This is a genomic window from Grimontia marina, from assembly GCF_900060185.1.
GTDB lineage: Bacteria > Pseudomonadota > Gammaproteobacteria > Enterobacterales > Vibrionaceae > Enterovibrio > Enterovibrio marinus.
Genome location: NZ_FIZY01000065.1, coordinates 1 through 25369, shown reverse-complemented (window position 1 = coordinate 25369; position 25369 = coordinate 1). Strand labels below are relative to the sequence as shown.

Annotated in this window: 28 protein-coding genes and 3 pseudogenes; 7 read left to right on the top strand and 24 right to left on the bottom strand. The window is 47.7% G+C overall.

All coding sequences use genetic code 11. From position 1 onward, the window contains the following. Window positions 1-126: 126 nt before the first annotated feature. The 4 genes and pseudogenes from GMA8713_RS22200 to ectA form a co-directional block, all read right to left on the bottom strand. A pseudogene (locus GMA8713_RS22200) lies at window positions 127-1227 on the bottom strand (aspartate kinase); the annotation flags it as partial. Window positions 1228-1296: 69 nt separating this feature from the next. Next, window positions 1297-1683 (bottom strand): ectoine synthase, encoded by a 387-nt coding sequence (locus tag GMA8713_RS22195; RefSeq protein ID WP_062714358.1) that lies wholly within the window; start codon window positions 1681-1683, stop codon window positions 1297-1299. A gap of 14 nt (window positions 1684-1697) precedes the next feature. Further along, complete coding sequence (ectB, locus tag GMA8713_RS22190; protein WP_062714356.1) at window positions 1698-2963, bottom strand: diaminobutyrate--2-oxoglutarate transaminase; 1266 nt, start codon at window positions 2961-2963, stop codon at window positions 1698-1700. A 32-nt stretch (window positions 2964-2995) separates the two neighbouring features. Continuing rightward, window positions 2996-3532: a diaminobutyrate acetyltransferase gene (gene ectA, locus GMA8713_RS22185; RefSeq protein WP_062714354.1), complete on the bottom strand. Its 537-nt coding sequence runs from the start codon at window positions 3530-3532 to the stop codon at window positions 2996-2998. Between the two features lie 570 nt (window positions 3533-4102). On the opposite strand from ectA, the gene GMA8713_RS22180 reads away from it, so the two are divergent. Continuing rightward, on the top strand, window positions 4103-5548 hold the full coding sequence (locus GMA8713_RS22180) for a glyceraldehyde-3-phosphate dehydrogenase (RefSeq protein ID WP_062714352.1): 1446 nt from the start codon (window positions 4103-4105) through the stop codon (window positions 5546-5548). Between the two features lie 76 nt (window positions 5549-5624). Here GMA8713_RS22180 and GMA8713_RS22175 read toward each other — a convergent pair whose 3' ends face one another. From GMA8713_RS22175 to GMA8713_RS22165, 3 genes are read right to left on the bottom strand one after another with little or no spacing between them, the layout of a single operon-like run. Beyond that, window positions 5625-6788 (bottom strand): glutathionylspermidine synthase family protein, encoded by a 1164-nt coding sequence (locus tag GMA8713_RS22175; RefSeq protein WP_062714350.1) that lies wholly within the window; start codon window positions 6786-6788, stop codon window positions 5625-5627. 3 nt (window positions 6789-6791) lie between these two features. Continuing rightward, entirely contained in the window at window positions 6792-7364 is a 573-nt protein-coding gene (locus tag GMA8713_RS22170; protein WP_062714348.1) for a DUF1190 domain-containing protein, read from the bottom strand. Window positions 7365-7376: 12 nt separating this feature from the next. Beyond that, window positions 7377-7793, bottom strand: coding sequence for a DUF350 domain-containing protein (locus GMA8713_RS22165; RefSeq protein WP_062714346.1), 417 nt, complete (start codon window positions 7791-7793; stop codon window positions 7377-7379). Window positions 7794-8091: 298 nt separating this feature from the next. On the opposite strand from GMA8713_RS22165, the gene GMA8713_RS22160 reads away from it, so the two are divergent. After that, complete coding sequence (locus tag GMA8713_RS22160) at window positions 8092-10140, top strand: prolyl oligopeptidase family serine peptidase (RefSeq protein WP_062714344.1); 2049 nt, start codon at window positions 8092-8094, stop codon at window positions 10138-10140. A gap of 42 nt (window positions 10141-10182) precedes the next feature. On the opposite strand, the gene GMA8713_RS22155 is transcribed toward GMA8713_RS22160, so the two are convergent. Further along, window positions 10183-10368, bottom strand: coding sequence for a Flp family type IVb pilin (locus GMA8713_RS22155; RefSeq protein ID WP_084387807.1), 186 nt, complete (start codon window positions 10366-10368; stop codon window positions 10183-10185). A 410-nt stretch (window positions 10369-10778) separates the two neighbouring features. Between GMA8713_RS22155 and GMA8713_RS22150 the strand changes: the two are divergent. The 3 genes and pseudogenes from GMA8713_RS22150 (at window position 10779) to GMA8713_RS22140 (ending at window position 12285) form a co-directional block, all read left to right on the top strand. Continuing rightward, window positions 10779-11535 (top strand): annotated as a pseudogene (locus GMA8713_RS22150) (enoyl-CoA hydratase/isomerase family protein). A 136-nt stretch (window positions 11536-11671) separates the two neighbouring features. After that, window positions 11672-11914, top strand: a complete 243-nt coding sequence (locus tag GMA8713_RS22145; RefSeq protein ID WP_062714341.1) for an HP1242/YdcH family protein — start codon at window positions 11672-11674, stop codon at window positions 11912-11914. 134 nt (window positions 11915-12048) lie between these two features. Continuing rightward, a complete protein-coding gene (locus GMA8713_RS22140; RefSeq protein ID WP_062714339.1) occupies window positions 12049-12285 on the top strand; it encodes a hypothetical protein in 237 nt (78 codons plus the stop codon). 70 nt (window positions 12286-12355) lie between these two features. On the opposite strand, the gene GMA8713_RS22135 is transcribed toward GMA8713_RS22140, so the two are convergent. Together GMA8713_RS22135 and GMA8713_RS22130 are read right to left on the bottom strand one after the other, a co-directional pair. Beyond that, a complete protein-coding gene (locus tag GMA8713_RS22135; protein WP_062714337.1) occupies window positions 12356-12595 on the bottom strand; it encodes a hypothetical protein in 240 nt (79 codons plus the stop codon). Window positions 12596-12810: 215 nt separating this feature from the next. After that, a complete protein-coding gene (locus GMA8713_RS22130) occupies window positions 12811-13266 on the bottom strand; it encodes a cupin domain-containing protein (protein ID WP_062714335.1) in 456 nt (151 codons plus the stop codon). A 136-nt stretch (window positions 13267-13402) separates the two neighbouring features. On the opposite strand from GMA8713_RS22130, the gene GMA8713_RS22125 reads away from it, so the two are divergent. Further along, window positions 13403-13969, top strand: coding sequence for a TetR/AcrR family transcriptional regulator (locus GMA8713_RS22125; protein ID WP_062714333.1), 567 nt, complete (start codon window positions 13403-13405; stop codon window positions 13967-13969). Between the two features lie 57 nt (window positions 13970-14026). On the opposite strand, the gene GMA8713_RS22120 is transcribed toward GMA8713_RS22125, so the two are convergent. The 11 genes from GMA8713_RS22120 to GMA8713_RS22070 all read right to left on the bottom strand — a co-directional run bounded on the left by GMA8713_RS22120 (window position 14027) and on the right by GMA8713_RS22070 (window position 23494). Beyond that, window positions 14027-14878: an SDR family oxidoreductase gene (locus tag GMA8713_RS22120; RefSeq protein WP_062714331.1), complete on the bottom strand. Its 852-nt coding sequence runs from the start codon at window positions 14876-14878 to the stop codon at window positions 14027-14029. A gap of 208 nt (window positions 14879-15086) precedes the next feature. Further along, window positions 15087-15587, bottom strand: coding sequence for a GNAT family N-acetyltransferase (locus tag GMA8713_RS22115; RefSeq protein WP_062714329.1), 501 nt, complete (start codon window positions 15585-15587; stop codon window positions 15087-15089). Between the two features lie 95 nt (window positions 15588-15682). After that, window positions 15683-16297, bottom strand: a complete 615-nt coding sequence (locus tag GMA8713_RS22110) for a hypothetical protein (RefSeq protein ID WP_232314523.1) — start codon at window positions 16295-16297, stop codon at window positions 15683-15685. Further along, entirely contained in the window at window positions 16294-17214 is a 921-nt protein-coding gene (locus GMA8713_RS22105) for a 5-oxoprolinase subunit C family protein (protein ID WP_046303684.1), read from the bottom strand. The genes GMA8713_RS22110 and GMA8713_RS22105 overlap by 4 nt, the downstream gene beginning before the upstream one ends. Next, window positions 17211-17897, bottom strand: a complete 687-nt coding sequence (gene pxpB / locus GMA8713_RS22100; protein WP_046303683.1) for a 5-oxoprolinase subunit PxpB — start codon at window positions 17895-17897, stop codon at window positions 17211-17213. Before pxpB ends, GMA8713_RS22105 begins: the two co-directional genes overlap by 4 nt. Continuing rightward, on the bottom strand, window positions 17884-18624 hold the full coding sequence (locus GMA8713_RS22095; protein WP_062714327.1) for a 5-oxoprolinase subunit PxpA: 741 nt from the start codon (window positions 18622-18624) through the stop codon (window positions 17884-17886). The genes pxpB and GMA8713_RS22095 overlap by 14 nt, the downstream gene beginning before the upstream one ends. 49 nt (window positions 18625-18673) lie before the next feature. Further along, complete coding sequence (locus GMA8713_RS22090; protein WP_062714325.1) at window positions 18674-19984, bottom strand: TRAP transporter large permease; 1311 nt, start codon at window positions 19982-19984, stop codon at window positions 18674-18676. Next, entirely contained in the window at window positions 19981-20547 is a 567-nt protein-coding gene (locus GMA8713_RS22085; protein WP_062714323.1) for a TRAP transporter small permease, read from the bottom strand. Before GMA8713_RS22085 ends, GMA8713_RS22090 begins: the two co-directional genes overlap by 4 nt. A 93-nt stretch (window positions 20548-20640) precedes the next feature. Beyond that, window positions 20641-21618 (bottom strand): TRAP transporter substrate-binding protein, encoded by a 978-nt coding sequence (locus GMA8713_RS22080; RefSeq protein WP_062714321.1) that lies wholly within the window; start codon window positions 21616-21618, stop codon window positions 20641-20643. Between the two features lie 52 nt (window positions 21619-21670). Further along, complete coding sequence (locus GMA8713_RS22075; protein WP_002538258.1) at window positions 21671-22504, bottom strand: putative hydro-lyase; 834 nt, start codon at window positions 22502-22504, stop codon at window positions 21671-21673. A gap of 102 nt (window positions 22505-22606) precedes the next feature. Beyond that, window positions 22607-23494, bottom strand: a complete 888-nt coding sequence (locus tag GMA8713_RS22070) for a LysR family transcriptional regulator (protein WP_062714319.1) — start codon at window positions 23492-23494, stop codon at window positions 22607-22609. Between the two features lie 147 nt (window positions 23495-23641). On the opposite strand from GMA8713_RS22070, the gene GMA8713_RS22065 reads away from it, so the two are divergent. Further along, window positions 23642-23935: a DUF6506 family protein gene (locus GMA8713_RS22065; RefSeq protein WP_062714317.1), complete on the top strand. Its 294-nt coding sequence runs from the start codon at window positions 23642-23644 to the stop codon at window positions 23933-23935. A gap of 16 nt (window positions 23936-23951) precedes the next feature. Here the strand turns inward: GMA8713_RS22065 and GMA8713_RS22060 are convergent. The 3 genes and pseudogenes from GMA8713_RS22060 to GMA8713_RS22045 form a co-directional block, all read right to left on the bottom strand. Further along, a pseudogene (locus tag GMA8713_RS22060) lies at window positions 23952-24409 on the bottom strand (exoribonuclease R). Between the two features lie 175 nt (window positions 24410-24584). After that, window positions 24585-24794: a hypothetical protein gene (locus tag GMA8713_RS22050; protein WP_062714313.1), complete on the bottom strand. Its 210-nt coding sequence runs from the start codon at window positions 24792-24794 to the stop codon at window positions 24585-24587. A 238-nt stretch (window positions 24795-25032) separates the two neighbouring features. Further along, window positions 25033-25369 (bottom strand): IS630 family transposase (locus GMA8713_RS22045; RefSeq protein ID WP_157515497.1); only part of this gene is annotated, 337 nt, incomplete at its 5' end.

The window sequence follows — 25369 nt, the reverse complement described above, 5'->3', positions numbered from 1 at the left end:
TCATTTTCATCACCCAAATTGCAAGGTTTTGGAAGGGGAGGCTTAAAAAGCTTGCAATATGAGGGTAGGAAGATCGATGAGATCATCAAATAGATCAGTGTCTTATTTGTAATTCAGGGCCGACTAAGTAAGGGAGTTGGCACTCATCTCTTTACCGACCAGATTCACGCGTTCGTCTGCGATCATCTCCATCAGTTCATAACCGACATTATCGACGTTACCCACCATCGCCTGATCAAAAATGTGTAGGGCGAAAACCTTGTCGCGACCCGCAATGATTTCGATTTTCTCGGAATCTGGCTGGTAAGCCTGAGAGATCAACGTGCCTTTGTGCTCTGGCTCAAAGGTGTTTTTGATCTGTAGCGGAATGTCTTTTTTACGAAGACCGGAAGCTGCGTTCGGGTGGATGGCTTCCATGCCGAGGTTGGCAAGCTGGTCTGCGACATCAAAGTTACTTTGGCCGATTGGCAATACGTTTTCTGGGCCAGCAATGCGAGGATCTGCGCTGCTGAGGTGATATTCCTTATGGATAATCGCCAGATCTGCAGAGGTTTGGCAGGCAATGCGGCTGAAGGTCATTTCGCTGTAACCGCGATCGTAGGTCTTCATCAGGCCTTCATCGCAGTAAGCGTAACCGGTCACAATTGGCAGTTCAGTGGCAACATCTATCTCTTTAAACGCTTCAACAATCACTTCATCCAGCGTGCCGGAAAGCTTGTTATTCCATCCAGAGAGGTCGACAAACATAGCATTCACACCAAGAGTTCTTAGCTTCAGAGCAGTGTTGTAAGCGCTATGGGCTTCGCCGATTGAAGATAAAAACTCTCGGATCTGTGGCAGGTATTGGCGCAGCGTGAACTGGCCATAGCTGCAGGTCGCCAGAATGTTTGAAATACAGTCTTTGGCATCTTTCAGACGCTCAGAAATGAAGTTGTCGGCACGGGTGCGGTTGAGCGGATCTGCAAACAGATTTTCATTGATCATTTTCAAACGCACTTCGAGCGCATCGATGGCATCGGCCCACTGTTCATCATGTTTGGCAACCAGTTGGTAGATGCCTGGCTCGCCAGAACGTTTGCTTTCAAGCAGGGCATCAGTGATGCCGCCATAGGCAGAAACCACAAATACACGGTTATACGGGTTCTTGGGGCGAAGAAAAATGTTGTCCAGTACAGCATCAAATGCCGACATAGACGTGCCGCCGATTTTCTCAACGGTGTAAGTCATAATTGCAATCCTTGTCTGTCGTAAATAGAAAAAGGGGGCAAAATGGCCCCCAAAAGACATATATTTTTATTAATCTACCAGCGGATAAACGCCGTTTTCATCGTGAACTTCCTGTCCGGTAATTGGCGGATTAAATACACATGCCATTACCATGTCCGCACCTTCATAAGCGCGAAGGAAGTGTTCATCGTGTTTGTCCAGAATGTAAAGTGTGCCCGGTTTGATTGGGTAAGTTTCGCCATCTACCACTTCAATTTCACCTTCACCAGACATACAGTACACGGACTCCAAGTGGTTTTTGTAGTGAATGTGGGTTTCAGTGCCTTTAAAGATGGTTGTGATGTGGAACGAAAACCCCATCTGGTCATCTTTCAGCAGCATACGAACACTTTCCCAGGTTTCTGATGCTACGCGGCGCTCGCTGTTTCTGCACTCTTCCAGAGTTCTTACGATCATGTTTCTTATTTCCCTTAAGACGCTTTGCGGGTAAGTTCATTAGCAACTTCCTGAGCTGCTTTTTCAAAGATGTGCAGACCTTGCTCAAGCTCTGACTCACTGATTGTCAGCGGACAGAAGAACTTCACGACTTCGTCGTCAGGACCTGCGGTTTCAATGATCATGCCTTTTTCAAAGCAACGACGGGAAATCGCGCTGGCGATGTCACCGTTTTTACACTCAATACCTTGCATCATGCCGCGGCCTTTTGCGCGAACGAATAGAGAAGAAAGTTGCTTCATTGAGCGGTCGATAGTCTTGGAGACTTGTTGGCTGCGCTCGGCAATATGGCCTTCAAAATCATCATTCTGCCAGTAATGCTCAATCGCTTTTGTTGCCGTAATGAAGGCGTGGTTGTTACCACGGAAAGTGCCGTTATGTTCACCTGGTAGCCACTTGTCCAACTCAGGTTTCAGCAGCACGAGCGCCATTGGCAGACCGTATCCGCCGATAGACTTAGACAGGGTCACAATGTCTGGATTGATACCAGAAGGCTCGAAACTGAAGAAGGTGCCAGTACGGCCACAACCAGCCTGAATATCATCAACGATTAACAGAATGCCGTGGGCTTTACAGATTTTACTCAGCTTCTGTAGCCACTCGTTTGAAGCGACATTCAGACCACCTTCACCTTGTAGGGTTTCCAGCAACACTGCTGCAGGTTTATCAAGACCACTTGAGTTGTCGTTCAGCATGGCTTCGAACAGCGCAAGGCCATCAATGCCAGCGTAGTCTTCATAAGGAATGCGGGAAGTGCCAAACAACGGAGTGCCGGCACCACCACGGTGGTGTTGGTTACCGGTAGCCGTGAGTGCGCCCATGGTGCACCCATGGAAACCGTTGGTGAAAGTCACGATGTTGGTTCGGCCCGTCATTTTGCGAGCCAACTTCATCGCTGCTTCTACTGCATTCGTACCGGTTGGGCCGGTGAACTGCACTTTGTAATCAAGATTTCGTGGCGCGAAGATGTGATTACGGAGTGCGGTTAGGAAAGCAGCTTTGGCTTCGGTAAACATATCCAGGCCATGGGTAATGCCGTCCTTGGAAATGTATTCGATCAAGGCTTCTTTCAAAATTGGGTTGTTATGGCCGTAGTTCAGCGAACCTGCGCCGGCCAGAAAATCAATGTAGCGTGCTCCTGAGTCTGTGGTCAGCCAGCACCCTTTTGCCGAGGTAAAGACAACAGGGAAGCTATTGCAATATGACTTAACGTTTGACTCTTGCTTGTTAAAAATTTCCATTTGGAATCCGTTTTATATTTTTAAGAATGGTTTTATTTCAAAGGAATGCGGAACAAAAATTCCGTGTCGTGTTTTCCTTTGAAATGCTGTTTTTCATCAAGAAACACTGTGACTTCACCGTTTTCACCATGTGCGGCGTCGAGCTTGCGGAATAAACTCCAGGAGCCTTTGTTGGATCCAGTGATAGTGGTTTCTACAACATTGACGTCTGAGAGGTGATCGCGCATCAACAGCTCTTGCAGCATATGGAAGGCGAGGCCTTTGCCGCGCGCTTCGGGAGAAACCGCGACTTGCCAGACAAACAGCTCATTAGGGGCTTCAGGTTTTAGGTATCCAGAAATGAATCCAGCTACGGAACCCCTGTGCTCTGCGAGGATGCAGGTCTTATTGAAGTGGGAAGATTGAAGGAAATTGCAGTACGAGGAGTTTTCATCGAGTGGGGGACAACTGGCGATAAGCTCGTGGATCCTGATGCCATCTTCGATTCGCGGAATGCGAAATACCCAGGCGTCGTTTTCCGTCCTCAAACGCGTCAATGTCGCGCTCTGGTGTATTGTCTCGGTACTCATTGTTTCAGTTATTCCTTTAGATGTCTAAGCATTTAAGCCCTTTAAATGATACATCTGATGGAATATTTATCAAGTCTGAGTCACAAATAAGCATATTTATGTCTATAACTCGCTGTTTTATATGTGCTAAATAAAAATGACGCAAAATTGAAACATTTAGATGTGTAATCAATATGCTTTAAGTGAATCATTCTGTATCGATAAAGGATAAAACCCGAATACAGCGACAGATCCCGTGTTAACTGCTGTTGTTTCGCTGAGCAAAGATCAACAGGCCCTGGGGGCTGTCGTTTTTTAGTGAGGCATATTAAGTTGATTTGGAGGAAAGAACTGAAAGGTTTACGTAGTAAACTTTCAATCAGATTTTAAGAGAAAGAAAATGAAAGCGTTTTACACTTGTAATATTTTAACGAAAAGGAGAATAACTGGCTGAATTTTAATGAGATAAATGATGACTTATTTTTGCTAGGTTAATAATAATCTGGCCGTTAGACTCGTCGCCAAAATAATAAAAACAGTTACTGATTACACTTTTATACCCTAAATCCCAAAAAGGCAAAGAAAGTCACGATGAGTCCAGAACAACATCTTACCCAATGGCAACAAAGTCAGGCCGACGCAGAAACCATGTCACCTCTCATTAGCAAGCTGTACCGTGAGAAGGGCGTCGAAATTCAAATTTATGGTCGTGCTGTGATTAACGCCAGTACGATTGATCTGCTGAAGTCACACCGTGTAGCGCGCTGGTACACAGGACAGGAAGTCACTACCGCACACACTCTCCCTATTCTGGAAGCATTGGCACAAATGCCACTTTCTCCTTGCCGAATCGACATTGGTCGTCTTGCCAACGTTTACTGGCGCGACCATGAGGATTTAGCCCAACTAGATGATTTCCTCAAAACAGCAATCGCAGACCTGCCGCCGTCCACGAGTCTTAAGGAGCCCAGAGATATCGTGTTGTATGGCTTTGGCCGAATTGGGCGCTTGGTAACGCGCCTGATTGTAGAAAAAAGCGGACCAGGCTACCCACTGCGTCTACGCGCGATTGTTGTACGTGGCGGTAAAGATGGCGATCTTGAAAAGCGCGCCAGCTTACTGCGTCGTGATTCTGTTCACGGGCCTTTTAACGGTTCCATTTTGGTGGACCATGCCCGTAACGCTCTGATCGTGAATGGTAACTACATTCAGATCATCTACGCGAACCATCCTTCTGAAGTGGACTATGAAGCGCATGGTATCAATAATGCCGTGGTAGTTGATAACACTGGCATGTGGCGTGATGTTGATGGCCTGAGTAATCATCTGACCGCCAAAGGCGCAGGTAAAGTATTGCTGACCGCACCAGGTAAGGGTGACATCAAGAACATCGTATTTGGTGTTAACCACGGTGACATCAAAGACAGCGATACCATAGTGTCAGCGGCAAGCTGTACTACTAACGCAATTACACCTGTGCTGAAAGCGATGAACGATCGTTATGGCGTGGAGTCGGGTCACATCGAGACGGTACACTCATTCACCAACGATCAAAATCTGATTGATAATTTCCACAACGGTGATCGCCGTGGACGTGCAGCTTCATTAAACATGGTGCTGACATCAACAGGTGCTGCAAAAGCCGTTGCGAAAGCTTTACCTGAATTAAAAGGAAAGCTGACGGGTAATGCTATCCGCGTTCCAACCCCCAACGTCTCGATGGCGATTGCCAACCTGAACTTGGGCAAAGACGTGGACCGCGATTCACTGAATACCTACCTGCGTGAGACGGCGCTCATGTCTCCGTTGGCGGGTCAGATTGATTACACCCAATCGACAGAAATAGTATCCTCGGACATCGTTGGTTCTCGTTATGCGGGTGTTGTAGACAGCGAAGCGACTATCGCCGACGGTAATCGCTGTGTGCTCTACATTTGGTATGACAATGAATTCGGTTACAGCTGTCAGGTGATTCACTGCATCGAGCAGATGGCGGGGGTCCAATATCCAGTGATCCCTGCGGTAAATCAGCAGTAATCATTTAAAGAAAACATCCCCCTAAGCCAAAGCGACTCATCTGAGTCGCTTTTTTTATCTCTAAGATCAACAGACCCTAAAGAATAATATGAGGCAGATAACGGGCGAGATCCTGTGTAATGAGGGAGGCATCTTCGCGAATCGAAATCCCAGCAGCGCGATCGTTGACCAGCCAGCTGCCTATCAGGGTGAAGTTGTCGCCGAATTTTGGCAGTGGTTGGTACTGCTGGACGATAGCTTGGGAAACATCATAAGGCCCATCAGTTTTAAAGGTCGACGCGCCATTTCTGACGATTTCGATGTTGGCTCCCTCGCGTGAAAATAATGGCTTTACCACATAGTCAGACAGGGAAGATGCTTTTGGATCATCTGCGAAGTAGGCAGGCAGCAGGTTGGGATGATTCGGGTGAAGCTGCCAAAGCATCGGAAGCAGTGCTTTGTCGGAAAGCACAGACTTCCACATCGGCTCGAGCCAGTTAATGGTGGCGCTACCCAGGAACTGGGCATATTCCTCATCGAACATGAATTCCCACGGATAGAGCTTGAACATCCAACGGATGGCCCGTCCGTTCATGTCGACAAATTCGCCAGCATCATTCACACCAATGTCTTCGACATAGACAAAGCCCGTGCTCAATCCCGCTTCTTTAGCGCAGTCCTCTAGGTATTGCACGGTCGCTCGGTCTTCTTCTGTGTCCTTACAACAGCTGAAATACAGCGTTTGACCAGGCTGGCGCTTGGCGAGTTCGGCAAAGCGCTCCATGATGTAATCTTGAAGGATATTGAACTGGTCAGCACTTTGGTGAATACGCCCACTGTTTACCACATCTTCGAGCCAAACCCATTGCCAGAAGCCGGTTTCAAACAGTGAAGTGGGGGTATCAGCATTGTTTTCATAAAGCTTGGCAGGGTTCACGCCGTCATAAGCGAAATCCAAGCGGGCATAAAGCGATGGATCCCGGCGTCGCCAAGATCCCGCCACTAAGTCCCACATAGCTTCGGGAATACCGAATTTGGCTAGAAGTTCGTCGCAGCGGGTGACACGTTCTACCACATCGAGACACATCTGGTGGATCTCTTCAGTCGGTTTTTCCAGATCCTCCTCAATTTGCTTGAGGTTGAACTGGTAGTAGGCGGTTTCATCCCAATAAGGTTCGCCATACATGGTGTGGAACCCAAACCCGTATTGCTTTGCCAACTCCCGCCAGTGAGGGCGCTCAGTAATGTCCCGTCTGAACATGTTTTAGCCGCCACTTCGTGATGAGGAAGAGGCGCGAGACACGGATTTGCCAAAACCACCACGAGACATCACCTGTCCGATGGTGCCACTGGATTTGGGCTTAGTGATTGAGCTGGTGGAAACCTTTACCGACTTGTTACTTGATGAACTATAGAAGTTGCCATCGCCGGAATAGTACTTTCCACGATAGCCATACAGTGGCTTGGAATAGTAGCGCTTCTTCTTTTTCTTGAAGTAGTCATCATCCAGCATATTGGCAAAGAAAAAACCCGCCATGGCAGGGATGTACCAGTTATTGTAACGATCACAGCCGTCAGAAAAGTCTATTTCGCATTCATACTCATTGTTATAACGGGGAGCTGATTGCGCGGCATCTTGGAGCGCATCCTGGTATGCGATTCGGCACTCTTCAATCTGGTCCGGAAAAGAACGGGCACAATCCTGTGCGGATTGGAACACGAACCCTTCGGTTTCAGGTTCGAAGAAACAGCCTGAGATACCGCCAACAAACGCAAAAGGGATCACCTTGGCGGCTTTGTCCATGGTCGGACGAATAACGTTTTGACTCCGTTTCATGACTGCCTCCGGTTAGTAGGTCAGGCAGGCAGCGTTCAGTACGCCGATAGAAACAGAAACCACTGCTAGAATGATACCGGCGGGTAATTCGTCGTTTTCAATGCGGGTAGTCAGCTCTTTCAGCATGACAAAACGAACGATGGCGAAAGCAATAAACTGGGCTAACATCGCAATGACGCCCCACACCATAAAATCGACAATGTTGACTGAGTTCTGTGCCGCACCGGCAATGGCAATACAGTAACCCAGGAATGCACCCCCAAGAGCAACTGCTGCTGTTACGCTTTGCTTATCTTTGATCAGTGACCACTCGTCGTATGGCGTAATGCGGATATAGATAAATTTGAAAATCAGTACAAATGCCAGCGAAGCAGCAAAATAAATGATGAAGTTTGGTAGACCTGAAAGCAGTCCGGCGAGTATATCCATAGTGGTATCCTGTCAGTCCTTTAATGAGATTTCCCAGTGACATAAAGTAATAGTCGTCTTTAACTGTTACGTTTATGTTTGCTGGCGAAAAACCGCCTTAACCTATCACGACTTTGGGACGTAAACCGTCTCATAATTAAAGACACTCTACTTAATGCTGGAATTTTGGGTTTACAACAAACCTTTAAGAGAGTTTGCGAGGTGGCTACGAAAAGAAGATTTGAACAAGGCCGCAAGCCAGACCTCTTCTTATAATTCTGCGCTAATCAAATGAATGTACAGCAAGGATGGAGAAACTATGTTTGATTACCCAACAACACGCAAAGATACGATTGTCGATACATATTTCTCCCACGAAGTTGCCGACCCTTACCGTTGGCTGGAAGACGACTTAAGCGACGAAACCGCAAAGTGGGTTGAAGCTCAAAATGCAGTAACCTTTGGATACCTTAACAATATTCCCTTCCGTAAGGCTATTCGAGAGAAACTCGAAGTGGCCAACAACTATGTAAAAGAGTCAGCGCCTTTTGACCGTGGAGCGTTTACTTATTTTTACCGAAACGATGGTTTGCAGAACCAATCGGTCATTTATCGCGCCAAAGCTGAGCTGTCTGAAGCCAAAGTGTTTCTCGACCCTAATAGCTGGAGCGAGGAAGGCACCACTTCACTAGACCAGTTGCGCTTTTCACGTGATGACAAGTTTATCGCGTATTCTACGTCTGAGGGCGGCAGTGACTGGCGAACTATTTATGTCATGGACGCAGAAAGCGGTGTCTTGCTCAATGACAAAATCGAAAATGTGAAATTCTCTGGCATCGAATGGCGTGGTAGTGAAGGTTTTTACTATTCAACGTATGACAAACCAGAAGGCAGTGAGCTTTCTGCCAGAACCGAGCATCACAAACTCTACTTCCACATGTTGGGAACCCCGCAAGCCGAAGATATCTTGGTGTTTGGTGGCGAGGGCGATCCTCAGTTCCGATATGTTGGTGGCTATACCACAGAAGATGACCGTTATTTGGTGATATCAGGTGCCAATGCTACCTCAGGCAATATGCTTTATGTGCAAGACCTGAACGGTAACGGCGATCGCCTCTGCCTGACCGACGATGACAGTGCAGACAGTGATGTCATCGAGCATCACGATGGTAAGCTCCTTATCTACACCAATTGGGGCGCGCCAATGGGACGTATCGTAGTAGTGGACGCTGCAAACCCACAGCAGGCGAATTGGGAAGATTTGATTGCAGAAACCAAACATGAACTCAGCATCTCAACGGGTTCGGGTTACTTATTTGCCAGCTACCTCGTCGATGTTCAGACTCAGGTTAAGCAGTACAAAGTAAATGGCGATAAGGTTCGTGACATTGCACTACCGGGTGTGGGCACAGCATCAGGGTTCTCTGGCAGAGAGCAAGACAAAACGTTGTATTTCACCTTCACCAACTATACGACCGCATCAGACACTTACCGCTTTGATCCGGAAAGTGGTGAGACAGTTCTGTACCGACAAAGTGCCTGCACCATCGACAGTGCGAAGCTTGAATCGCGCCAGGTGTTTTACTCATCTAAGGACGGTACAAAAGTTCCTCTGACCATTTGCTATCGCAAAGGCATCGAGCTCGATGGTTCACATCCCACTATTCTGTATGGCTACGGTGGATTCAATATCAGCCTGGAACCTGCGTTCAACCCAAGCATTGCGGCATGGATTGAGATGGGCGGCATTTATGCCGTTGCCAACCTGCGTGGTGGCGGTGAATACGGAAAAGCCTGGCACCAATCTGGCACACAGCTTCAGAAACAAAACGTATTCGATGATTTCATTTCTGCAGCAGAGTACTTGATTGCAGAGAAGTACACGTCATCAGAGAAATTGGCGATCCGCGGCGGATCTAACGGCGGTTTGCTGGTGGGGGCGTGTATGACTCAACGTCCTGACCTGTTTAAAGTCGCTCTGCCAGCCGTGGGTGTGTTGGACATGCTGCGCTACCACACTTTCACATCCGGGGAGGGCTGGAAGTACGATTATGGTACCTCTTCGCAAAGTGAAGAGATGTTCCAATATCTGCTGGGGTATTCACCCGTGCACAATGTGGAAGAAGGTGTGGATTACCCATCGACGCTGGTGACCACTGCGGATCATGATGATCGTGTAGTACCTGCTCACTCTTATAAGTTCATTGCAGAACTCCAAGCCAAGCATGGTGGAGAGAACCCAGTGCTAATCCGAATTGATGTGAATGCGGGACATGGTGCTGGTATGCCAATGCACAAGGTGCTGGATTTGGGCGCTGATGTGTATGCGTTTTGTTTTGAGCAAATGGGCAATGAACCCAAGCTGTAGAACATAGACAATTAAGCGAGGACGCGCCAATCGGCGCATTTTTTAATTGTTTGCGGCGTTAATGTTGGTTTGTATAAGAGTCATCGCGTCGCGAAGCGCTTTAGATAAAGCCGAGGTTTCAAAAAATGTTGCGAGAATAATGGTTGAAATAATTATCCCCAACATTGCATATTCTATCGCCGTCACACCTGATTCATCTTGAATACAATTTAGGACTAACTTTAGCATTCTCATACCTTTTTAGTTCTTTTCTCCGCCTAACATATCTGCGTACTGTTGAAGATTCCAGTTACGATTATGCATCACCTAAGACTCTAAATTTTAATCGGTTTATTGATTGGCCGTCAAAGTGTTTCATAATTTAAAATTGACTGAAATCAGGTGTGACTTTTTAATTTTTATGCGGTACTACCTACAAATTAATATATGAATCAGCAAGCTATCTAAACGGTTGATTATCTAATTTGGCTTTAGATATCGATTCATTATTTCTTGAGCGCTATCACATTGATTTTTGCTTTTCTAAGCATTTTCAACTTTTAGCGGAAACTGTTTCCTTTCTTTTGTTCATTGTTGCTGTTCGGTGCCGTTGTTAGATTAACAGGCGAACGAAACAAAAAAACAAAAGGACGCTCAACATGGCTTATGAAGGCTACAGCACATTTACCGCGAGTCAGGACGAAGGTGTCCTGACTGTGACTTTTGATTTTGGCTCAGTGAACGTTCAGGGACAAGAAATGTTGTCTGATTTGAACGGACTGGCGATGCGTCTTGAACGCGACCGAGGCTGTTTCCCGCGAGGAAGCGAAACTGCTCGATTTGCAGGCAGTGCTTGAACGAATCAGTAAAGTGCCTCAGGCGACCATCGCCAAGCTGGAAGGTTTTGCCCGAGGTGGCGGCCACGAGTTTGCATTGGCATGTGATATGCGCTTTGCGGCTCGAGGTAAATACAAATTTATGCAAATGGAAGTCGCTATGGGGATCCTGCCTTGCGGCGGTGGTGCTTCCCGTATGGCACGTCAGGTCGGTCTTGGACGAGCACTGGAAATTATCCTGAGTGCGCGCGACTTCGACGCAGATGAAGCAGAAGCTTATGGCACCATCAACAAGGCATTGGAGCCGGATGAGATTGGTGAATATGTTGATACCTTGGCGAAACGTATTGCGAAATTCCCGGCAGAATCTATCAATGCTTGTAAGCAAATGGTTTACGAGTCTATCGATAAACCTATCGATGAAGCGCTGAAAGCAGAGGCTTACTGGCTGTATCAGGCAGCCAGCAAAACCCCAGCAGTGAAACGTTTCCAGATCGCTGACGAACAAGGGCTTGAGCACGATATCGAGAATCAGCGTAACTGGAACAATCTGGTCATGGATGTTCAAAACATCGACTGATCCAGTTTTAGCTAAAGCGAGAAGTCGACTATTCTCAACCATGGGTATATCTACATGGTTGAGAATTTCCTATTGTAAAGGCTCGACAGAAGGGATCTTGAATCCAACTACCAAGGAAAATAGATAAGGAATTGATATGTTGGGTGAAGTCCACTCTCTCGTTCACGAGTTCCCAGAGTTCAAAGACCTGATCGGAGAGCTCTCCAGTCAAGATACGGCATTCGCAGAAGACAACAAGAAATACAATGCACTTGATAAAGAAATCCGCAGTCTGGAGCTCAGAGATTCCCCTATTGATGATGAAGAGATGCACAAACTTAAACATGACCATGCAGTATTGAAGGACTCGCTCTATCACCGTTTGCAACAAGCGAGTTAATATCCTATCAGTTTTAACGACAAGACGCGCCAACGGCGAGTTTTTTTAATTGGGTTATCCCAAATTCGTGTTCTCCTAGCGAGTGAAAATGTGCTTTTATAACCGTCTCTATTTCCCCAAAGAGACATTGCTCAATGAAAAAGCTCACTCTGATTTCACTCTTGGCACTTTTAATGGCTGGTTGTGCAAACAATACAACGGATTACGACACTATGGTGGGTGCAGATCGCGATGAACATGGCTGTATTCCATCTGCGGGGTATCAATGGTGTACAAACACTAACCAATGTGAACGTCCCTGGGAGCTTGCTGAGGCGAAAGGCTTTGATAATACTCCCGAGCGCTTCGAAGCATTCTGTGCGGATCAATAAGAAGGTTAGAAAATCAGTAAATAACGCGCCACCTGCCGTGCAGTTGGCGCGTTTTTGTGAAGGTGGGGAATTAACGGAGTCCTGAAAAAAGCCCCAGAATCACACCAACCGTTGCGTACTCTTTAATCATATCTTCATGACGGTTTTGATGCTGCTCCATGGCTTTAAGAATCGTCGGTGCAGAGATGACATCGCCAGACTCAGTAAAACCCTGCTCAGTCAGCTGCCGTATCTCATCTTCAGTCGTAGGGGTATCCAGTTTTACGTGAGTGACAACGTCTTGTGATTTATAGAACTGAAATCTGAGCATTTCTCTCTCCTTATTGGTTTCACCTTAACAGGGGTAAATAGAAGGTTTTTACCGTGAATCAATAAGTTAAATGCTCAATACTATGGAAGAATATTAGCATTGAAAGGGTCAATAAACCCCCATTTTTGGTGGGCATAGATCGCACAATTTGTGATCTAAAAAGCGGGTGGTTATGAAACTCAACCCGCCAAAACGTAACCACCTGTAGGAAGCTATTACCACGCGACTGGACGATTCACACCTCGGCCATCCTCGATAGTATTTTTTACCGTCTCGCTGCCAGCTTTTACCTGAAGAACAGCATAGTAAAGTGGCGAATTGGAGGTGTTTCTCCAGCAGCGAACCCCTTCGGGAGCGACTCGGATGACGGAACCTGTAGTGACTTCAAAGCGATCATCATCCACCATAAATTCGCCTTGTCCTCCCATGAATATGTAGATTTCTTCATGCTCGATATGGACGTGGTGAAATGGCATAGAGGTATGTGGAGCCAGTGAATTAAGAGAAAGGATACCGCCGGACATCCCCAGAGCCTCACTAACGAAGACCTTTCCTTCAACATCTACTGGCAAAGCTTCATGCTGAAATGTAAACGTCTCAATTTGCTCAAGCCCGCCAGTTGATATGACGCCGTAATTGATACCTCTAGATAGTGTGTTAAGCGATCCCATGATTTGTCCTCCTGAAGTAACTCTCTGAATAAATGTGCTTTGTTGAGCGCAAATTGCAGATCAAAATTTCCCTTGGCTGCTGGGAGGAGATTAAATGCATTGACTATATGTTCAACATAATATTTTGGGTGGATCAATGCCTTGGCCGACAACCAGAAAGCAGGAAACACGTAAGAAGATTTTGAAAAGTGCGGTGAGATTGTTTGCGAACAAAGGATTTCACAATGTATCGCTTGGTGAGGTAATGAGAGATGCAAAACTAACGCATGGCGCTTTCTATGCTCATTTCAGCTCCAAACAAGAGCTATACAAAGAAGCTGTTTATGCTGCGACAGAGGACAGCCCTCTAGCAGGAATTCTGCGCGAGTCCGATGGGAATTTAAGCTTTGAGAAGATCGTAAAAACGTATCTTTGTGAAGAGCATGTCGAACAAAAAGTGTCACCTTGCCCGCTGGCTGCATTTGCAACCGACGTGTCGAGTTTGGATGGTGATGCAAAGAATGCATATTCCCATGTCTTTGAAGGTTTATTGGAGATACTCCAAACACGCAGTGGTGGGGAATTCCCTGATAGACAGAGTGCTATGTCGCTCGCAGCCCTAATGATTGGTGGCGTGGTGGTGTCAAGAGCACTGAAAGATGAAGAAGTTATCCATGAACTGCTTGAGGCTTGTATTGCCAAAGCTTCACAGATCATAAAGTAAAAACGCGCCAGTAAAGCGCGCTTATTTACTCTAACAGAACTGAACAAAACTGGTTGCTCAACCTTCCGTCTCTTTGTCCGCAAAGTAATCGCCCCAGCTTTGGTGTTCGCGTCCAGCAGCTTCCAGAAAATGGCTGGGGTTGTCGACCTTACCTTCACTGATACCCTGATATATCCCGGCAATGACGGTTCCAAGGAATTCGCCTAACTCCGCAATGCGCTCAGCCTGATATTCCTCAAAAGAGAGCGGCACGTAAGTCAGGTGAGTGTGGTATGTCGCGTTGAGGTATTCCGTTAACTGGGTTTGGGTGAGCGCTTCACCATGCAGGTTATAGGTTTGTCCGTTGTGTTTGTCTTCGGTCAGCATTCGGGCATACGCGAAGCCAAGTTCGCCACGGGTGGTATACCCGCATTTTCCATCTCCCGCACAGTTGGTGATAACTCCGGCTTTTTTGTAGTTCTCAATGTACTCGATATCAGGCTCGATATAGATACCATTGCGGCCTATTACCCAATCAAGGCCGGATTCCCGCACGTCCTGCTCCGTTTGTCGGTTGCTTTGAATAATGGGTGAAAAAGCGGTGCCTTCCTCCGCTCCCTGAACACTGGTGTAGACAATCTTCTTCACACCGGCTCTTTTCGCGGCATCAATAACATTTCGGTGCTGGCCAATTCGCTTGTCTGGCGCGTCCATACCCGACACCAATAGCAGCGTATCAATACCTTGCAATGATTGTTCAAGGTCGTCTGGTTTCTCATAATCGCCGGGGCGAATTTCAACGCCAAGATCTTTGGCGCGCTCTGGCGTTCGCGCTAAACCAACAATGTTTTCTGTCGGCATGGCATCAATCAGCGCTTTGATAATTGATGCCCCCAATTGCCCACTGGCGGCGGTAACGGCAACTTTCACAATGATTCCCTCATCAACAAACCTGCGAAGTCATCTCAGCGCTTTCGCAGGGGCTCTCAATCAAATGTAGCTCGGGTACATTGTGCAGGAAGCGCTTTCTTAGATTTGGCTTATGGAAGAAACAAAGCGAGAAAAGTTTCTTTAACTGTGCAATAGACGGGTAACAAAAAGGTGCCGCGTTCGGCACCTTCTTAAAAGGAAGCGTTTGTTAGAGGAATACTTCCAGCGTGATTTCATCAATGTACTTGCCGTTGATTTTGGCATGACTTTTTGCTCGGCCCGACACTTCAAAACCATGTTTTAGATAAGTGTGCAGAGCCACTTCATTGTCTGATCTAACCTGAGCAACCAGCTTTTCAAAACCGCGTGAGCGCGCGATATCGAGCGTGGAAGCAAACAGCGAGGTTGCGACGCCTTGTCGATGATGTTTCTCGTCGACATAAGTGGTGATGATGCCGACATGGTCCAGTGCGCGTGAATAGCTGGCATATGGCTCAACGGTTTGGTAGCCCAGAACAGTTTTCGAGTCATGATCTTCAGCAACCAAGAACACGCCGTTTACCGGGAAGTATTGGATGAAGAAACTTTGGTCTGACACCGAAAACGTGGAGTCGAGAATCACGTATCGACCACTTTCGATTATTGGGTTGACGATGTCGGTGATGCTCTTGGCATCCGAAGCTAGCGCAGTTCTTGTTATTAGATTCATAGTTCTTTGTTTTTCTGACAGTAAACAAGCAAAGAGTGTAGGCGAAGCGTAGCGTAATATCGTCACATTTCGCCAGATAAAATGTAGGGCTACTTCTAATCCTGTTCCAGAAAGCGTCTCACTGTTTTTAAGTCCTCTATCATCGGCATTTCAATACTCAGGGAGCTGCTGAAACACCAAGGGTAGGGCAGTTCGCCTATCCCATCGAGCAAGTGGTCTTTATTCGAATAGTGAATGGCAGCCATGTACTCAATGGTGATGGTGAGTTTGTCCACTTTCGGATCTTTTGCCGAGATAGAAGAATCATCGTTGAACAGCCAGTCGTAATAGCCACAACCGATGCGCAGAATGCCATTGTCCTTTTCTGTCATGACTACGAGCCATTTGCAGGTGAGAAGACTGTCATCCCTGATAATGGAGTCTGACAAGCAGAAGGTATAAACATTCTCATAACGCTGATTGAACTGGGAGGACAGAACTTGGCTGATTGCTTCAACGCCAACCACATCTGAGGGAAACGAAATACTGTCGGTGTTGACCTTCATTTCCAGCAGCGATTCTTCTGTAAACACTTTGGTGAGCAGGTGTGGCTTGTTGTTATCTTTGGCTGAGATATACCGATTAATCGCCTTGAGAAAAGGACGCACATCATCTGGCCTCGCATTCGTGGCCTTGTCAATGTGCACCATTTTCCCCTGAGATGGACTCATCCGAAAATGACCCGGTTGAAGAGCCTTCTTTCAACTTCAGCGTCCGCAACATCCATGGGAGAGAAGGTAACAATCTGCCCGGGTTGACGCTGTGAAAGTTGGCCAGCACCTAAACTGCTCAAACAGCCGATTTTCGGATAGCCGCCGATGGTTTGCCTGTCTTTCATCAAGACGATAGGTTGGCCATCGTTGGGGATCTGAATCGCACCAAAGGCAATACCTTCTGAGATGATGCCATCGAGACTGCTTTTCACTGGCGCGCCGGATAAGCGATAACCCATGCGGTCGATGTTCTGGCTGACTTCATACTCGCTGGTGAAAAACGTCATCTGTTCATCATGACTAAATGACGCATGCTGATAGGAAGGCATCACCCCGAGTTCGAGCGGCGCATCGTAATCGGGAATAGCCCATTTAGGTGTGCGCTGTTCGGTGAATTCAGTCGTTGCGGTAAAGGGTAGAATATCCCCCGTTTCCAAGGCATCACCGAGACCGGTTAAACCGCCCAGTTGCTCCCTTTTCACCGTGGAGCAACTCCCGAGCTTAGGTTCACATTCAAAGCCGCCAGCCACGGAGAGATAGGCCCGCAGTCCGCTTTTGGGTGCACCAAACGCCAGAACATCACCTGGCTTCACCGCATAGGTGAGCCAGGGTTGAATAGCTTTGTCGTTCAAGGTGGCGGAAAGATCTGCGCCTGCAATAGCAACTGTTGTGGCGGCATTCACCTGTAGCTGCAGTTGGCCGAAGGTTATTTCGAGCTGCGCTGCATCTGGCTTGTTTCCCAGTAGACGGTTTGCCCAATAAAAAGCATGCTCATCCATTGGGCCTCCTGTGGTGATGCCCAAATGCTGGAAGCCGATGCGACCACTGTCTTGCAGCAGGGTAAGCATGCCGGGGTTCAGTACTTCAAAACTCATAACACGCCGCCTTGCTTCAAAAACTCGTCCTTGTCGATAGGGCAGAACCTTACCCGGTTGCCGACGTTTACTTTTGCCAATGATTCACTGTCCCAGTCCACCATATTCAGTGGTGTACGACCAATGATTTGCCAGCCTCCCGGTGTGCTGCTGGGATAAATGGCAGTCTGGTTATCTGCCAACCCTACGCTGCCCGTTGGTACTTTGAGGCGTGGTGTGGATTTACGCGGCATGACTATCGCGTCATCCAAGCTGCCAAGATAAGCAAAGCCGGGGCTAAAGCCGATGGCGTAAACGCGGTACTCACGCTCGCTGTGCAGTTTGATGACAGACTCACTATCTAGGCCAGTTTTGTCACACACATCCGTCATATCCAGCGCGACTTCCTCGCCGTAGTAAACCGGAATTTCAACTACCTGATTGTCGTTGTTATTGGTGACGGCGTTAGTATTGGACTCAAGCGCCAAACGAATGCGTTTGATGATGTCGAAACGATCCGTTCTGTTTAGGTCAAAGCCAATCAACATAGAGTTATAGGAGGGAATGATGTCTGTGACCAAATCCCCTAGACTTTCCCTGACTTGAAAGATAGCAAGGTTGACGTTAGCGGCGATGGCATCATCAATTCTGTCCCCAAAATACACAATCAATGTCTGTTCATTGACTGCCTCAATTCGCGCCATTTGCCCTCCACTGCTTCAATGCCTGGGCAACCGCCGAAGCGTGGGGGCCATCTCCGTGAATGCAGAGTGTATCTGCGTCCACCTTGAGTGTTTTTCCACTCAGCGTTGTGACAGAACCGTGTTCAACAATCTGTTGTACCTGCTTGATGATGGCGTCAGCACTGCCGTGAACCGCGCCTTCAATACGACGGTCGACCAGAAATCCTTCATCGTCATAAGCACGGTCTGAGAAAGCTTCGAACATCACGTCAATGCCGACTTCTGCCGCCAAATCGAGAATAGGTTGGCGCTCAGGAATTGCCATTACCACCAATGGGCAACCCGGCGCAGCGGCTTTCACTGCGCGCATTACGGTTTTCAGCACCGCCATGTCTTTCATCATGGTGTTATAGAGCGCACCATGGGGTTTTACATAATCGACAATGGCTTTTTGCTGACGGCAAATGCCTTTCAGCGCACCGATTTGATAGCCAAGCCAAGCGTAAAGTTCTTCGTCTGTGCAATCAAATTTGCGGCGGCCGAAGCCCATCAAATCCGGGTAGCCAGGGTGGGCGCCAATGGTGACGCCATGTTCAAAGGCTAAAGCGACGGTCTTTTGCATCGTGACTGGATCCGAGGCATGGAAGCCACAGGCGATGCTTGCCATATCAATGCAGGGCATCACTTCAGCGTCTTTCCCCATGGTCCAGGCACCGAAGCTTTCTCCCATGTCGCAATTTAATTTCATCTCAACTCACTCCTTGTTGCTCTGCTTTCTTTAGAAGCAGTTTTTCCTGCTAGCGCTGACTCATGGTGGTCGGCAGATAGGTCACGATTTCCGGGAAGACGGTAATCAACACTAACCCTAAAAGGATCAGCATAAAAAACGGAAACGCAGCGCGTGCGACATACAGAATGTTTTTGCCCGTGAGTGCCTGAATAACAAACAGGTTGAAGCCAACGGGCGGGGTGATTTGCGACAGCTCCACCACCAGAACGATGAAGATACCAAACCACAGCAAATCAATGCCTGCTTGCTGCACCATAGGCAATACAACTGCAACGGTCAGAACCACCACAGAAATACCATCCAGGAAGCAGCCCAGCACCACAAACAAGATGGTGAGGTAAAGCAGGAGTTCAAACGGCGACAGCGACATCGCAGCAATCCACTCCGCTAACGCGCGGGGAATGCCGAGGAATCCCATTGCCAGTGTAAGAAAATGCGCGCCCACGAGAATAAAGCCAATCATACAGGCGCTTTTCACGGCACCCAGCAGACTGTCGATGAAACTCTGACGACTCAAAGAGCCGGTAAGGGCGGCCAAAACCATGGCGCCAAACACGCCAAGCGCTGCTGCTTCTGTCGGTGTAGTGAAACCGCCGTAGATCGACCCCAAAACAAAGGAAATAAGGGCGACTATCGGGAGCAGCTTTTTCAGCGCTTTGAATCTAACTTGCCAATTAACATCGTTACTCGAGTGCTGAGGCACTTCATTTTTATTCATCAATGCCCATATGGTGGTGTAACCCACAAACAGGAGCATCAACATGATGCCGGGTAGGGCTCCGGCAATAAATAAGCGTCCAATGGACACTTCTGCGGCCACCCCATACACAATAAGGATGATGGAAGGCGGGATAAGAAGACCCAGAGTACCGGAACCTGCCAACGTGCCGACGGCCATCTTCTCGCTGTAGCCCTGTGCTTTCAGCTCGGGCAGGGTCATGCGTCCAATAGTGGCCGCAGTGGCGGCGGATGAGCCTGATACCGCAGCGAATATGCCACAGCTCAGTACATTCACGTGCAGCAGTTTGCCGGGAAAGCTGCTAAGCCAAGGAGAAAGGCCTTTAAACAGATCTTCCGAGAGTCGGGTTCGGAATAAAAGCTCACCCATCCAGATAAACATCGGTAGGGCCGTCAGCGACCAACTGGTGCTCGCCCCCCAGCTTGAAGAGCCGAACAACAGGCCGATTTGTTCATTGCCTGTCATGTACAGGCCCATGACACCGACACCAATTAAGGCAAGGGATACCCATAAACCAGCGGCTAAAAACAGCAGCATGGAGATGGCAAGAATAAAAGAGATTAAGGTCATGTCCGTCATTTTGCGCGCTCCTTGCTGCTTGCCTGCGGAGCCGTAGCTTCGTCAGGGTCTTCAATCAGTTCGAGCGAAACGTCTTCACCTTCCAACTGCTTGTAATGGGGGGTAATACCGCGAATGTTGTCAATCAGGCTATCCAGCACGGCGAGATTGAATGCAATCATGCCGATTGCGAGTGGCACTTGTGGAATCCACAGAGGAATAGGAATGTAACCGTGGGTGACTTCTTCGAAGTCGTAGGATTCCCAGACCATATAAGTGCAGTAATAGCTACAGAAACAAAGCAGCAAAAACGCAAGGGTTAGGACCAGAGTTTCCAGAGGGCGTTGCAGCGATTCTGGCAACCTTTGAATAGCAAGGTTAACGCGGATATGGCCACCTTCACGAAAGGTATAGGCAAGGCCAAAGAAGGTTGAGGCAGCCAAAGCGTAACCGGAGAAATCTTCCGCTGACGGAACAATAAAGCCCATCATTCGGCCAATAATTTGGGCGAGGATGATCAGCATGATCAACACAATAAAGAAGCCGGATAAACCACCCGACAGCAGGTACAGAGCTCGTTTCATAATAATGCTTCCAGACAGGCGTAGCTCAGGGTATTGAAGCCCTCCCCAAGTCCGTTTCCAGGGGAGGGTACGTCGTAGTAAGTAACTACTTACTTAGTTTTTATAGGCTTTCAGAACAGGCGCTAGCGCTTGCGAGTTTTCTGCTTCCCACTCTTCTGTCATGGTCACGCCAATCGCCTGAAGCTCGTTCAGCAATTGCTCAGAAGGTTGGGAAACCACGATGCCGTTGTCAGCCAACGTTTTGGTGTCTTTGGCTTCTTGATCCAATACCTCTGCCCAACCGCGTGCTTCGGCTGCTGCTGCGGCATCCAAAATGGCTTTCTGTGAATCTTTATCCAGGCGTTTGAACGCACGTTTGTTAACAACCACGAAATTCTTTGGAATCCAGGCTTTGATCTCGGTGAAGTGACTCAGGTAATCCCACGCCTGACCGTTTGCGCCCGTCGAAGGTGAAGTCACCATCGCATCGATAATGCCAGTGCTGAATGCCTGTGGAATATCCGGTAACTGAACCGTGGTTGGTGTGGTGTCCATCAAGTCAGCAAGACGTGAGGTGGATGGGCTGTAAGCGCGCATTTTGGTGCCTTTAATATCCGCCAGCGAGTTCACTGGCTTTTTGGTGTAAAGGCTTTGTGCAGGCCATGGCACGGTGTAGAGTAGGATCATGCCTTCTTTGCTGAGTTGCTTTTCAATCTCTGGTTTAGCGGCTTCCCACAGTTTCTGGGCTTGCTCGTAGTCAGTGGCAAGGAAAGGAATGTTGTCGTGCTTAAAAATAGGGTGGGTATTACCCATGATGCCAATGAAAACTTCGCCGATCTGCACCTGACCAGTTCGCACTGCGCGAGGGATTTCAGGGTGCTTCATCAAAGATGCTCCCGAGTGAACCTTGATATCGACTTCACCACCTGTGGATTCTTTGATTTGCTCGGCAAAGTCATAGGCGATTTTGGTCGGCAAGTGAGCATCACCGTAAGGTGTCGGCATGTGCCATTGCGCAGCGAGTGCAGAAGGCACAGAAAGTGCAGCGAGAGACACTGCCATGGCTGGCAGCAGGTTTTTTAACAACTTCATCGGAAGTCTCCTTTTCACTAGTGTCCTATTTTGGGTCAACAGACCCTACTACTTATAAAACTGAGAGTTGCTCGTTACTGATATCCGTCACCAGCATCTTGCCGGGTGCATGGGTAATGGCGATGGGCGGCTTAGCATTAATAATGGCCAACTGTGGCGTTACACCACATGCCCAGAAAACGGGGATTTCACCGTCCTTAATAGGTACTGCATCACCAAAATCCGGGTTGGAGAGATCTTTGATGCCAATGTCGGCGGGGTTTCCTATATGTACTGGCGCACCATGGGATTTCGGATAGCGGGAAGTAATTTGAATGGCGCGAATAGCGTCTGCTGGTTTAAACGGGCGCATAGTAACCACCATGTTACCACTGAAATACTGGCTTGGTGTCGTCGCCAAGTTGGTGCGGTACATTGATACATTCGATTGGCAATCAATATTACGAAGAGACAGGCCAGCACGAATCAAAGCATCTTCAAACGAGAAAGAACAACCCAAGACAAAAGTCACCATGTCATGCCACCAAAGATCTTTAATGTCATGAGTTTTCTCAGCCAATTCACCGTTTCGGAAGATATGGTATTCAGGTACATCGGTGCGAATATCGATATCCTTGCCAAGCAAATCAATCATTGGTTCACCCGGGCTGGATACTGATAACAGAGGACAAGGAACGGGGTTCTTCTGACAAAATACAAGAAAGTCGTCCGCCCAGTCTTTGGGAAGAATGACAAGGTTTCCCTGTGCGATGCCAGGGGCAAATCCACTTGTCGAACCAATAAACTTGCCGTCACGTGTCAGATTTCTTAATTCACGTGCCTGTGTCAGGGCTGCTTCGTAGTGATTGGATGAAAGAGGGGCTTCTTGTCCTGCAAGTTGACTCATGGCTTTCCTTCGCCTCGTTGAATGAATGTTGTGTTAAGTAAATGTTGCAGGTTGGTGTCATTTCGTCCAATTATAGTTTTTTACCTTTTCCGATAAAAAAAATTAATGTCCTGCTTTCCCTGCTACTTCCACTGCCAGTTTTGCGGCTTCTTCTGCTGCGCCACTCAAGGGAGCATGCAGGTAGGACGCGGTAAAGCCAAGTGGGGAAGGCACCCAGCCACAATCCACTAACTGCAAATTCTCCGCTTCAATCTCGCGCTCTGCAATCACAGTAGGTAAGGTAGCCAAGCCCAATCCGTCTTTAGTCATGCGTAAACAGGCGGAAAGTGAGCTTGAAGTAAAAAATCGGGCATTGGCCGCATCCGCTTGGGCAAATTGCTCCCTGATTTCCCCGAAAGGTTGCGTATTGCGGGCATAAGTAATGATGGGAAAGTCAGCTAATTCAGTCAGTGACATTAAAGTGTTTGAGAGCGGTAACGATTTGCTTCCGACCCAAACCATGGGATAGCGACAAAGCGGCATATTCTGCACGGAAGGCTCTGAAATTGGCCCCATCAGAAATGCTAAATCCAGGGTTCTGTCCAACAAATCGTGACGAAGATTTGAGGTCACATCGACTGTGATGTCGATATCCAGCCTTGGAAATTTCTCATTAAAGCTTCGAAGAAACTCAGTCAGCCAGGTGTGTACGACGGTTTCAGAAATCCCTAGTCTCAAGGTGCCAGTAAAGAGCGCATTGTTTTCTGCGCGTTTTTGGAATTGCTCGGCGGTTAAAAGCATTTTCTCTGCATATGGCAGCAACTCACGGCCTTTTGCCGTTAAGGTGATGGGAGAAGCTTCCCTATCAAACAGGATAATGCCCAACTCTTTTTCCAGGCCGGCGATTCGTGAAGAAATGGCAGGCTGGGTGGTGAATTGTTGCTCAGCGGCTTTGCGAAAACTGCGAAGAGTCGCGACGAGTACAAAGGTTTCAATGCGTTTCAGGTTCATGAGTGGCTCTACAAACTGCGTGTACCTGAAAAGATAGAGCAAAACCCAAGGGATTCAATTGCGTGGATGATTTCTGGAAAGTTGGGAATAAGATGTTAGGGTCAACAGACCCTAATGTGCAAATCATTTTAGCTAAAAGGATTCAATATGATCTCCCATTATGGCTTTATCATCAAAGCGCCGGATTATCAGCAAGATCAACACCGTTCTGTGATTGAGTCACCTTTGTTCAGAACGGAAATTTTGGGCGTCAGCTCAGACGAAGAAGCAGTGGCCGCGGCCAGAGCGCTGATTGATAACGGCGCTCAGGTCGTTGAACTTTGCGGTGGCTTTGGAGTAGAAAGTGCCGAGAAGATCATCGCTGCGTTGGGTAGCGATGTTCCAATCGGGTTTATAAGCTTCAGCGAACAGGAATTGAAAAAGCTGGGGGAGAATAACTAGGTTCAACAGACCCTGGTTAGTTTTCTGGATTCTGCTCTGCACTGATATCAGCATAAGTGTGTAGCAACTCTGTCAGGGTATTCACCCAGCCAAACACATCTGTAGGAGGGGTCTTCAACAATCTTTCTACCTCTTCACAATGCGTTTCAAGAGTAATTGCTTGTTCTAGGCGGAATGAATGGCGTAAAAATGCCAAAGCAGTAGTCTCGTCATTCTCTGACTGTTTTGAATTGCATGCTCAGAGTCATCAAACGCTTGCTGTGTTTCGTTCAGAGCGATTGCGGTCATACGCAACATGGCGTCGAGACGAGCTGACAACAAACGCTCTTCGCTGTCTATTTCTTCCTGCTCAAACGTGAATATTTCAGTCATCACATCCTCTGGCACCATTCTGCCGATCATTCGTGCACTGAATTCTTCCAGTTCATGGCGCGGCATGGTGACAAGGCATTCGAAGGTATAGTCGCGAGACATAAGGGCACTCTCATTCATGGCAAAGTTTAATGCCCGCATTCTAGATATTGAGTGTTTATTTGCCACTCTTTTCTTTTATGTACCACTCTCCGCTTTCAAACTGACAAATGCTGTTGGCATAGAAACTGTCTTTGCAATCAGGATGAGAAACGTGAGTGACACTAATGACTTTGCCTTAGGTGGTTTCTTCCAGTGAGAAAATATTGAAGATCCAGCCATCTCCAAACACCTCGTTGACCTTGAAATATTCATCGGTGTTGTCGTAACGTTCGCGGCTGGTTGGCCAGACAATTCTGATATTCAACTTTATTAGGTGGCGGGATCCTTGGTAGTCAGCACGGCTAAAATGTTCCCAAAATCCGCGTACAATCTCTCTGTTTTTCATAATTATTATCAATTAATAGAATGGGTTATGAGCTGTGCCACGGGCTTTGATAGTACGCTTTAAGTTGATTCGCGTAGGTTAAATAAAGTCGCGCTGACAGAAGAAGCTATTCAAACAAAGTTGGATTATTTGGACATATGCTCAATGACAAAAACTTAGCCTCCAAACTTCAACGAAACTTATCCATTCGTAGATATTCTGACTATACAACTACTCTAAATAACTGATCCGAATAGTGCTACATTTTCGCCGTGCCGTGGCAACCTCCCGGGTACGGCGATACGTTATCCATAAAGTGCTTCACCTTCCTGAGCAATTGCCACATATGTTTACACCTGTGATTCCGAGTAATTGTCTCATGGAGAGCATTCCACAATCGTTCTATGACGTTGACCCAAGGGCAATAAACGGGCTGGAACAGCAGCCTGAACTTTGGGTTCTTCTTGAGCCAAGCCTTCGTTTTTTTACTTTTGTGGATGATGTAGTTATCCAGTATCAAGGTGACACTTTTGGCTCGGCGGTAGTGCCACTTTAGCTTCTCCAGCATGGCAATGAATAGGTCTGAGTCTTTCTTT

Excerpts from the sequence above, each read along its gene's own strand:
- GMA8713_RS22195 (WP_062714358.1), bottom strand. The coding sequence starts at position 1,683 with ATGATCGTAAGAACTCTGGAAGAGTGCAGAAACAGCGAGCGCCGCGTA.
- ectB (WP_062714356.1), bottom strand. The coding sequence starts at position 2,963 with ATGGAAATTTTTAACAAGCAAGAGTCAAACGTTAAGTCATATTGCAAT.
- ectA (WP_062714354.1), bottom strand. The coding sequence starts at position 3,532 with ATGAGTACCGAGACAATACACCAGAGCGCGACATTGACGCGTTTGAGG.
- GMA8713_RS22180 (WP_062714352.1), top strand. The coding sequence starts at position 4,103 with ATGAGTCCAGAACAACATCTTACCCAATGGCAACAAAGTCAGGCCGAC.
- GMA8713_RS22175 (WP_062714350.1), bottom strand. The coding sequence starts at position 6,788 with ATGTTCAGACGGGACATTACTGAGCGCCCTCACTGGCGGGAGTTGGCA.
- GMA8713_RS22170 (WP_062714348.1), bottom strand. The coding sequence starts at position 7,364 with ATGAAACGGAGTCAAAACGTTATTCGTCCGACCATGGACAAAGCCGCC.
- GMA8713_RS22165 (WP_062714346.1), bottom strand. The coding sequence starts at position 7,793 with ATGGATATACTCGCCGGACTGCTTTCAGGTCTACCAAACTTCATCATT.
- GMA8713_RS22160 (WP_062714344.1), top strand. The coding sequence starts at position 8,092 with ATGTTTGATTACCCAACAACACGCAAAGATACGATTGTCGATACATAT.
- GMA8713_RS22155 (WP_084387807.1), bottom strand. The coding sequence starts at position 10,368 with ATGCTAAAGTTAGTCCTAAATTGTATTCAAGATGAATCAGGTGTGACG.
- GMA8713_RS22145 (WP_062714341.1), top strand. The coding sequence starts at position 11,672 with ATGTTGGGTGAAGTCCACTCTCTCGTTCACGAGTTCCCAGAGTTCAAA.
- GMA8713_RS22140 (WP_062714339.1), top strand. The coding sequence starts at position 12,049 with ATGAAAAAGCTCACTCTGATTTCACTCTTGGCACTTTTAATGGCTGGT.
- GMA8713_RS22135 (WP_062714337.1), bottom strand. The coding sequence starts at position 12,595 with ATGCTCAGATTTCAGTTCTATAAATCACAAGACGTTGTCACTCACGTA.
- GMA8713_RS22130 (WP_062714335.1), bottom strand. The coding sequence starts at position 13,266 with ATGGGATCGCTTAACACACTATCTAGAGGTATCAATTACGGCGTCATA.
- GMA8713_RS22125 (WP_062714333.1), top strand. The coding sequence starts at position 13,403 with ATGCCTTGGCCGACAACCAGAAAGCAGGAAACACGTAAGAAGATTTTG.
- GMA8713_RS22115 (WP_062714329.1), bottom strand. The coding sequence starts at position 15,587 with ATGAATCTAATAACAAGAACTGCGCTAGCTTCGGATGCCAAGAGCATC.
- GMA8713_RS22110 (WP_232314523.1), bottom strand. The coding sequence starts at position 16,297 with ATGAGTCCATCTCAGGGGAAAATGGTGCACATTGACAAGGCCACGAAT.
- GMA8713_RS22105 (WP_046303684.1), bottom strand. The coding sequence starts at position 17,214 with ATGAGTTTTGAAGTACTGAACCCCGGCATGCTTACCCTGCTGCAAGAC.
- pxpB (WP_046303683.1), bottom strand. The coding sequence starts at position 17,897 with ATGGCGCGAATTGAGGCAGTCAATGAACAGACATTGATTGTGTATTTT.
- GMA8713_RS22095 (WP_062714327.1), bottom strand. The coding sequence starts at position 18,624 with ATGAAATTAAATTGCGACATGGGAGAAAGCTTCGGTGCCTGGACCATG.
- GMA8713_RS22090 (WP_062714325.1), bottom strand. The coding sequence starts at position 19,984 with ATGACGGACATGACCTTAATCTCTTTTATTCTTGCCATCTCCATGCTG.
- GMA8713_RS22085 (WP_062714323.1), bottom strand. The coding sequence starts at position 20,547 with ATGAAACGAGCTCTGTACCTGCTGTCGGGTGGTTTATCCGGCTTCTTT.
- GMA8713_RS22080 (WP_062714321.1), bottom strand. The coding sequence starts at position 21,618 with ATGAAGTTGTTAAAAAACCTGCTGCCAGCCATGGCAGTGTCTCTCGCT.
- GMA8713_RS22075 (WP_002538258.1), bottom strand. The coding sequence starts at position 22,504 with ATGAGTCAACTTGCAGGACAAGAAGCCCCTCTTTCATCCAATCACTAC.
- GMA8713_RS22070 (WP_062714319.1), bottom strand. The coding sequence starts at position 23,494 with ATGAACCTGAAACGCATTGAAACCTTTGTACTCGTCGCGACTCTTCGC.
- GMA8713_RS22065 (WP_062714317.1), top strand. The coding sequence starts at position 23,642 with ATGATCTCCCATTATGGCTTTATCATCAAAGCGCCGGATTATCAGCAA.
- GMA8713_RS22050 (WP_062714313.1), bottom strand. The coding sequence starts at position 24,794 with ATGAAAAACAGAGAGATTGTACGCGGATTTTGGGAACATTTTAGCCGT.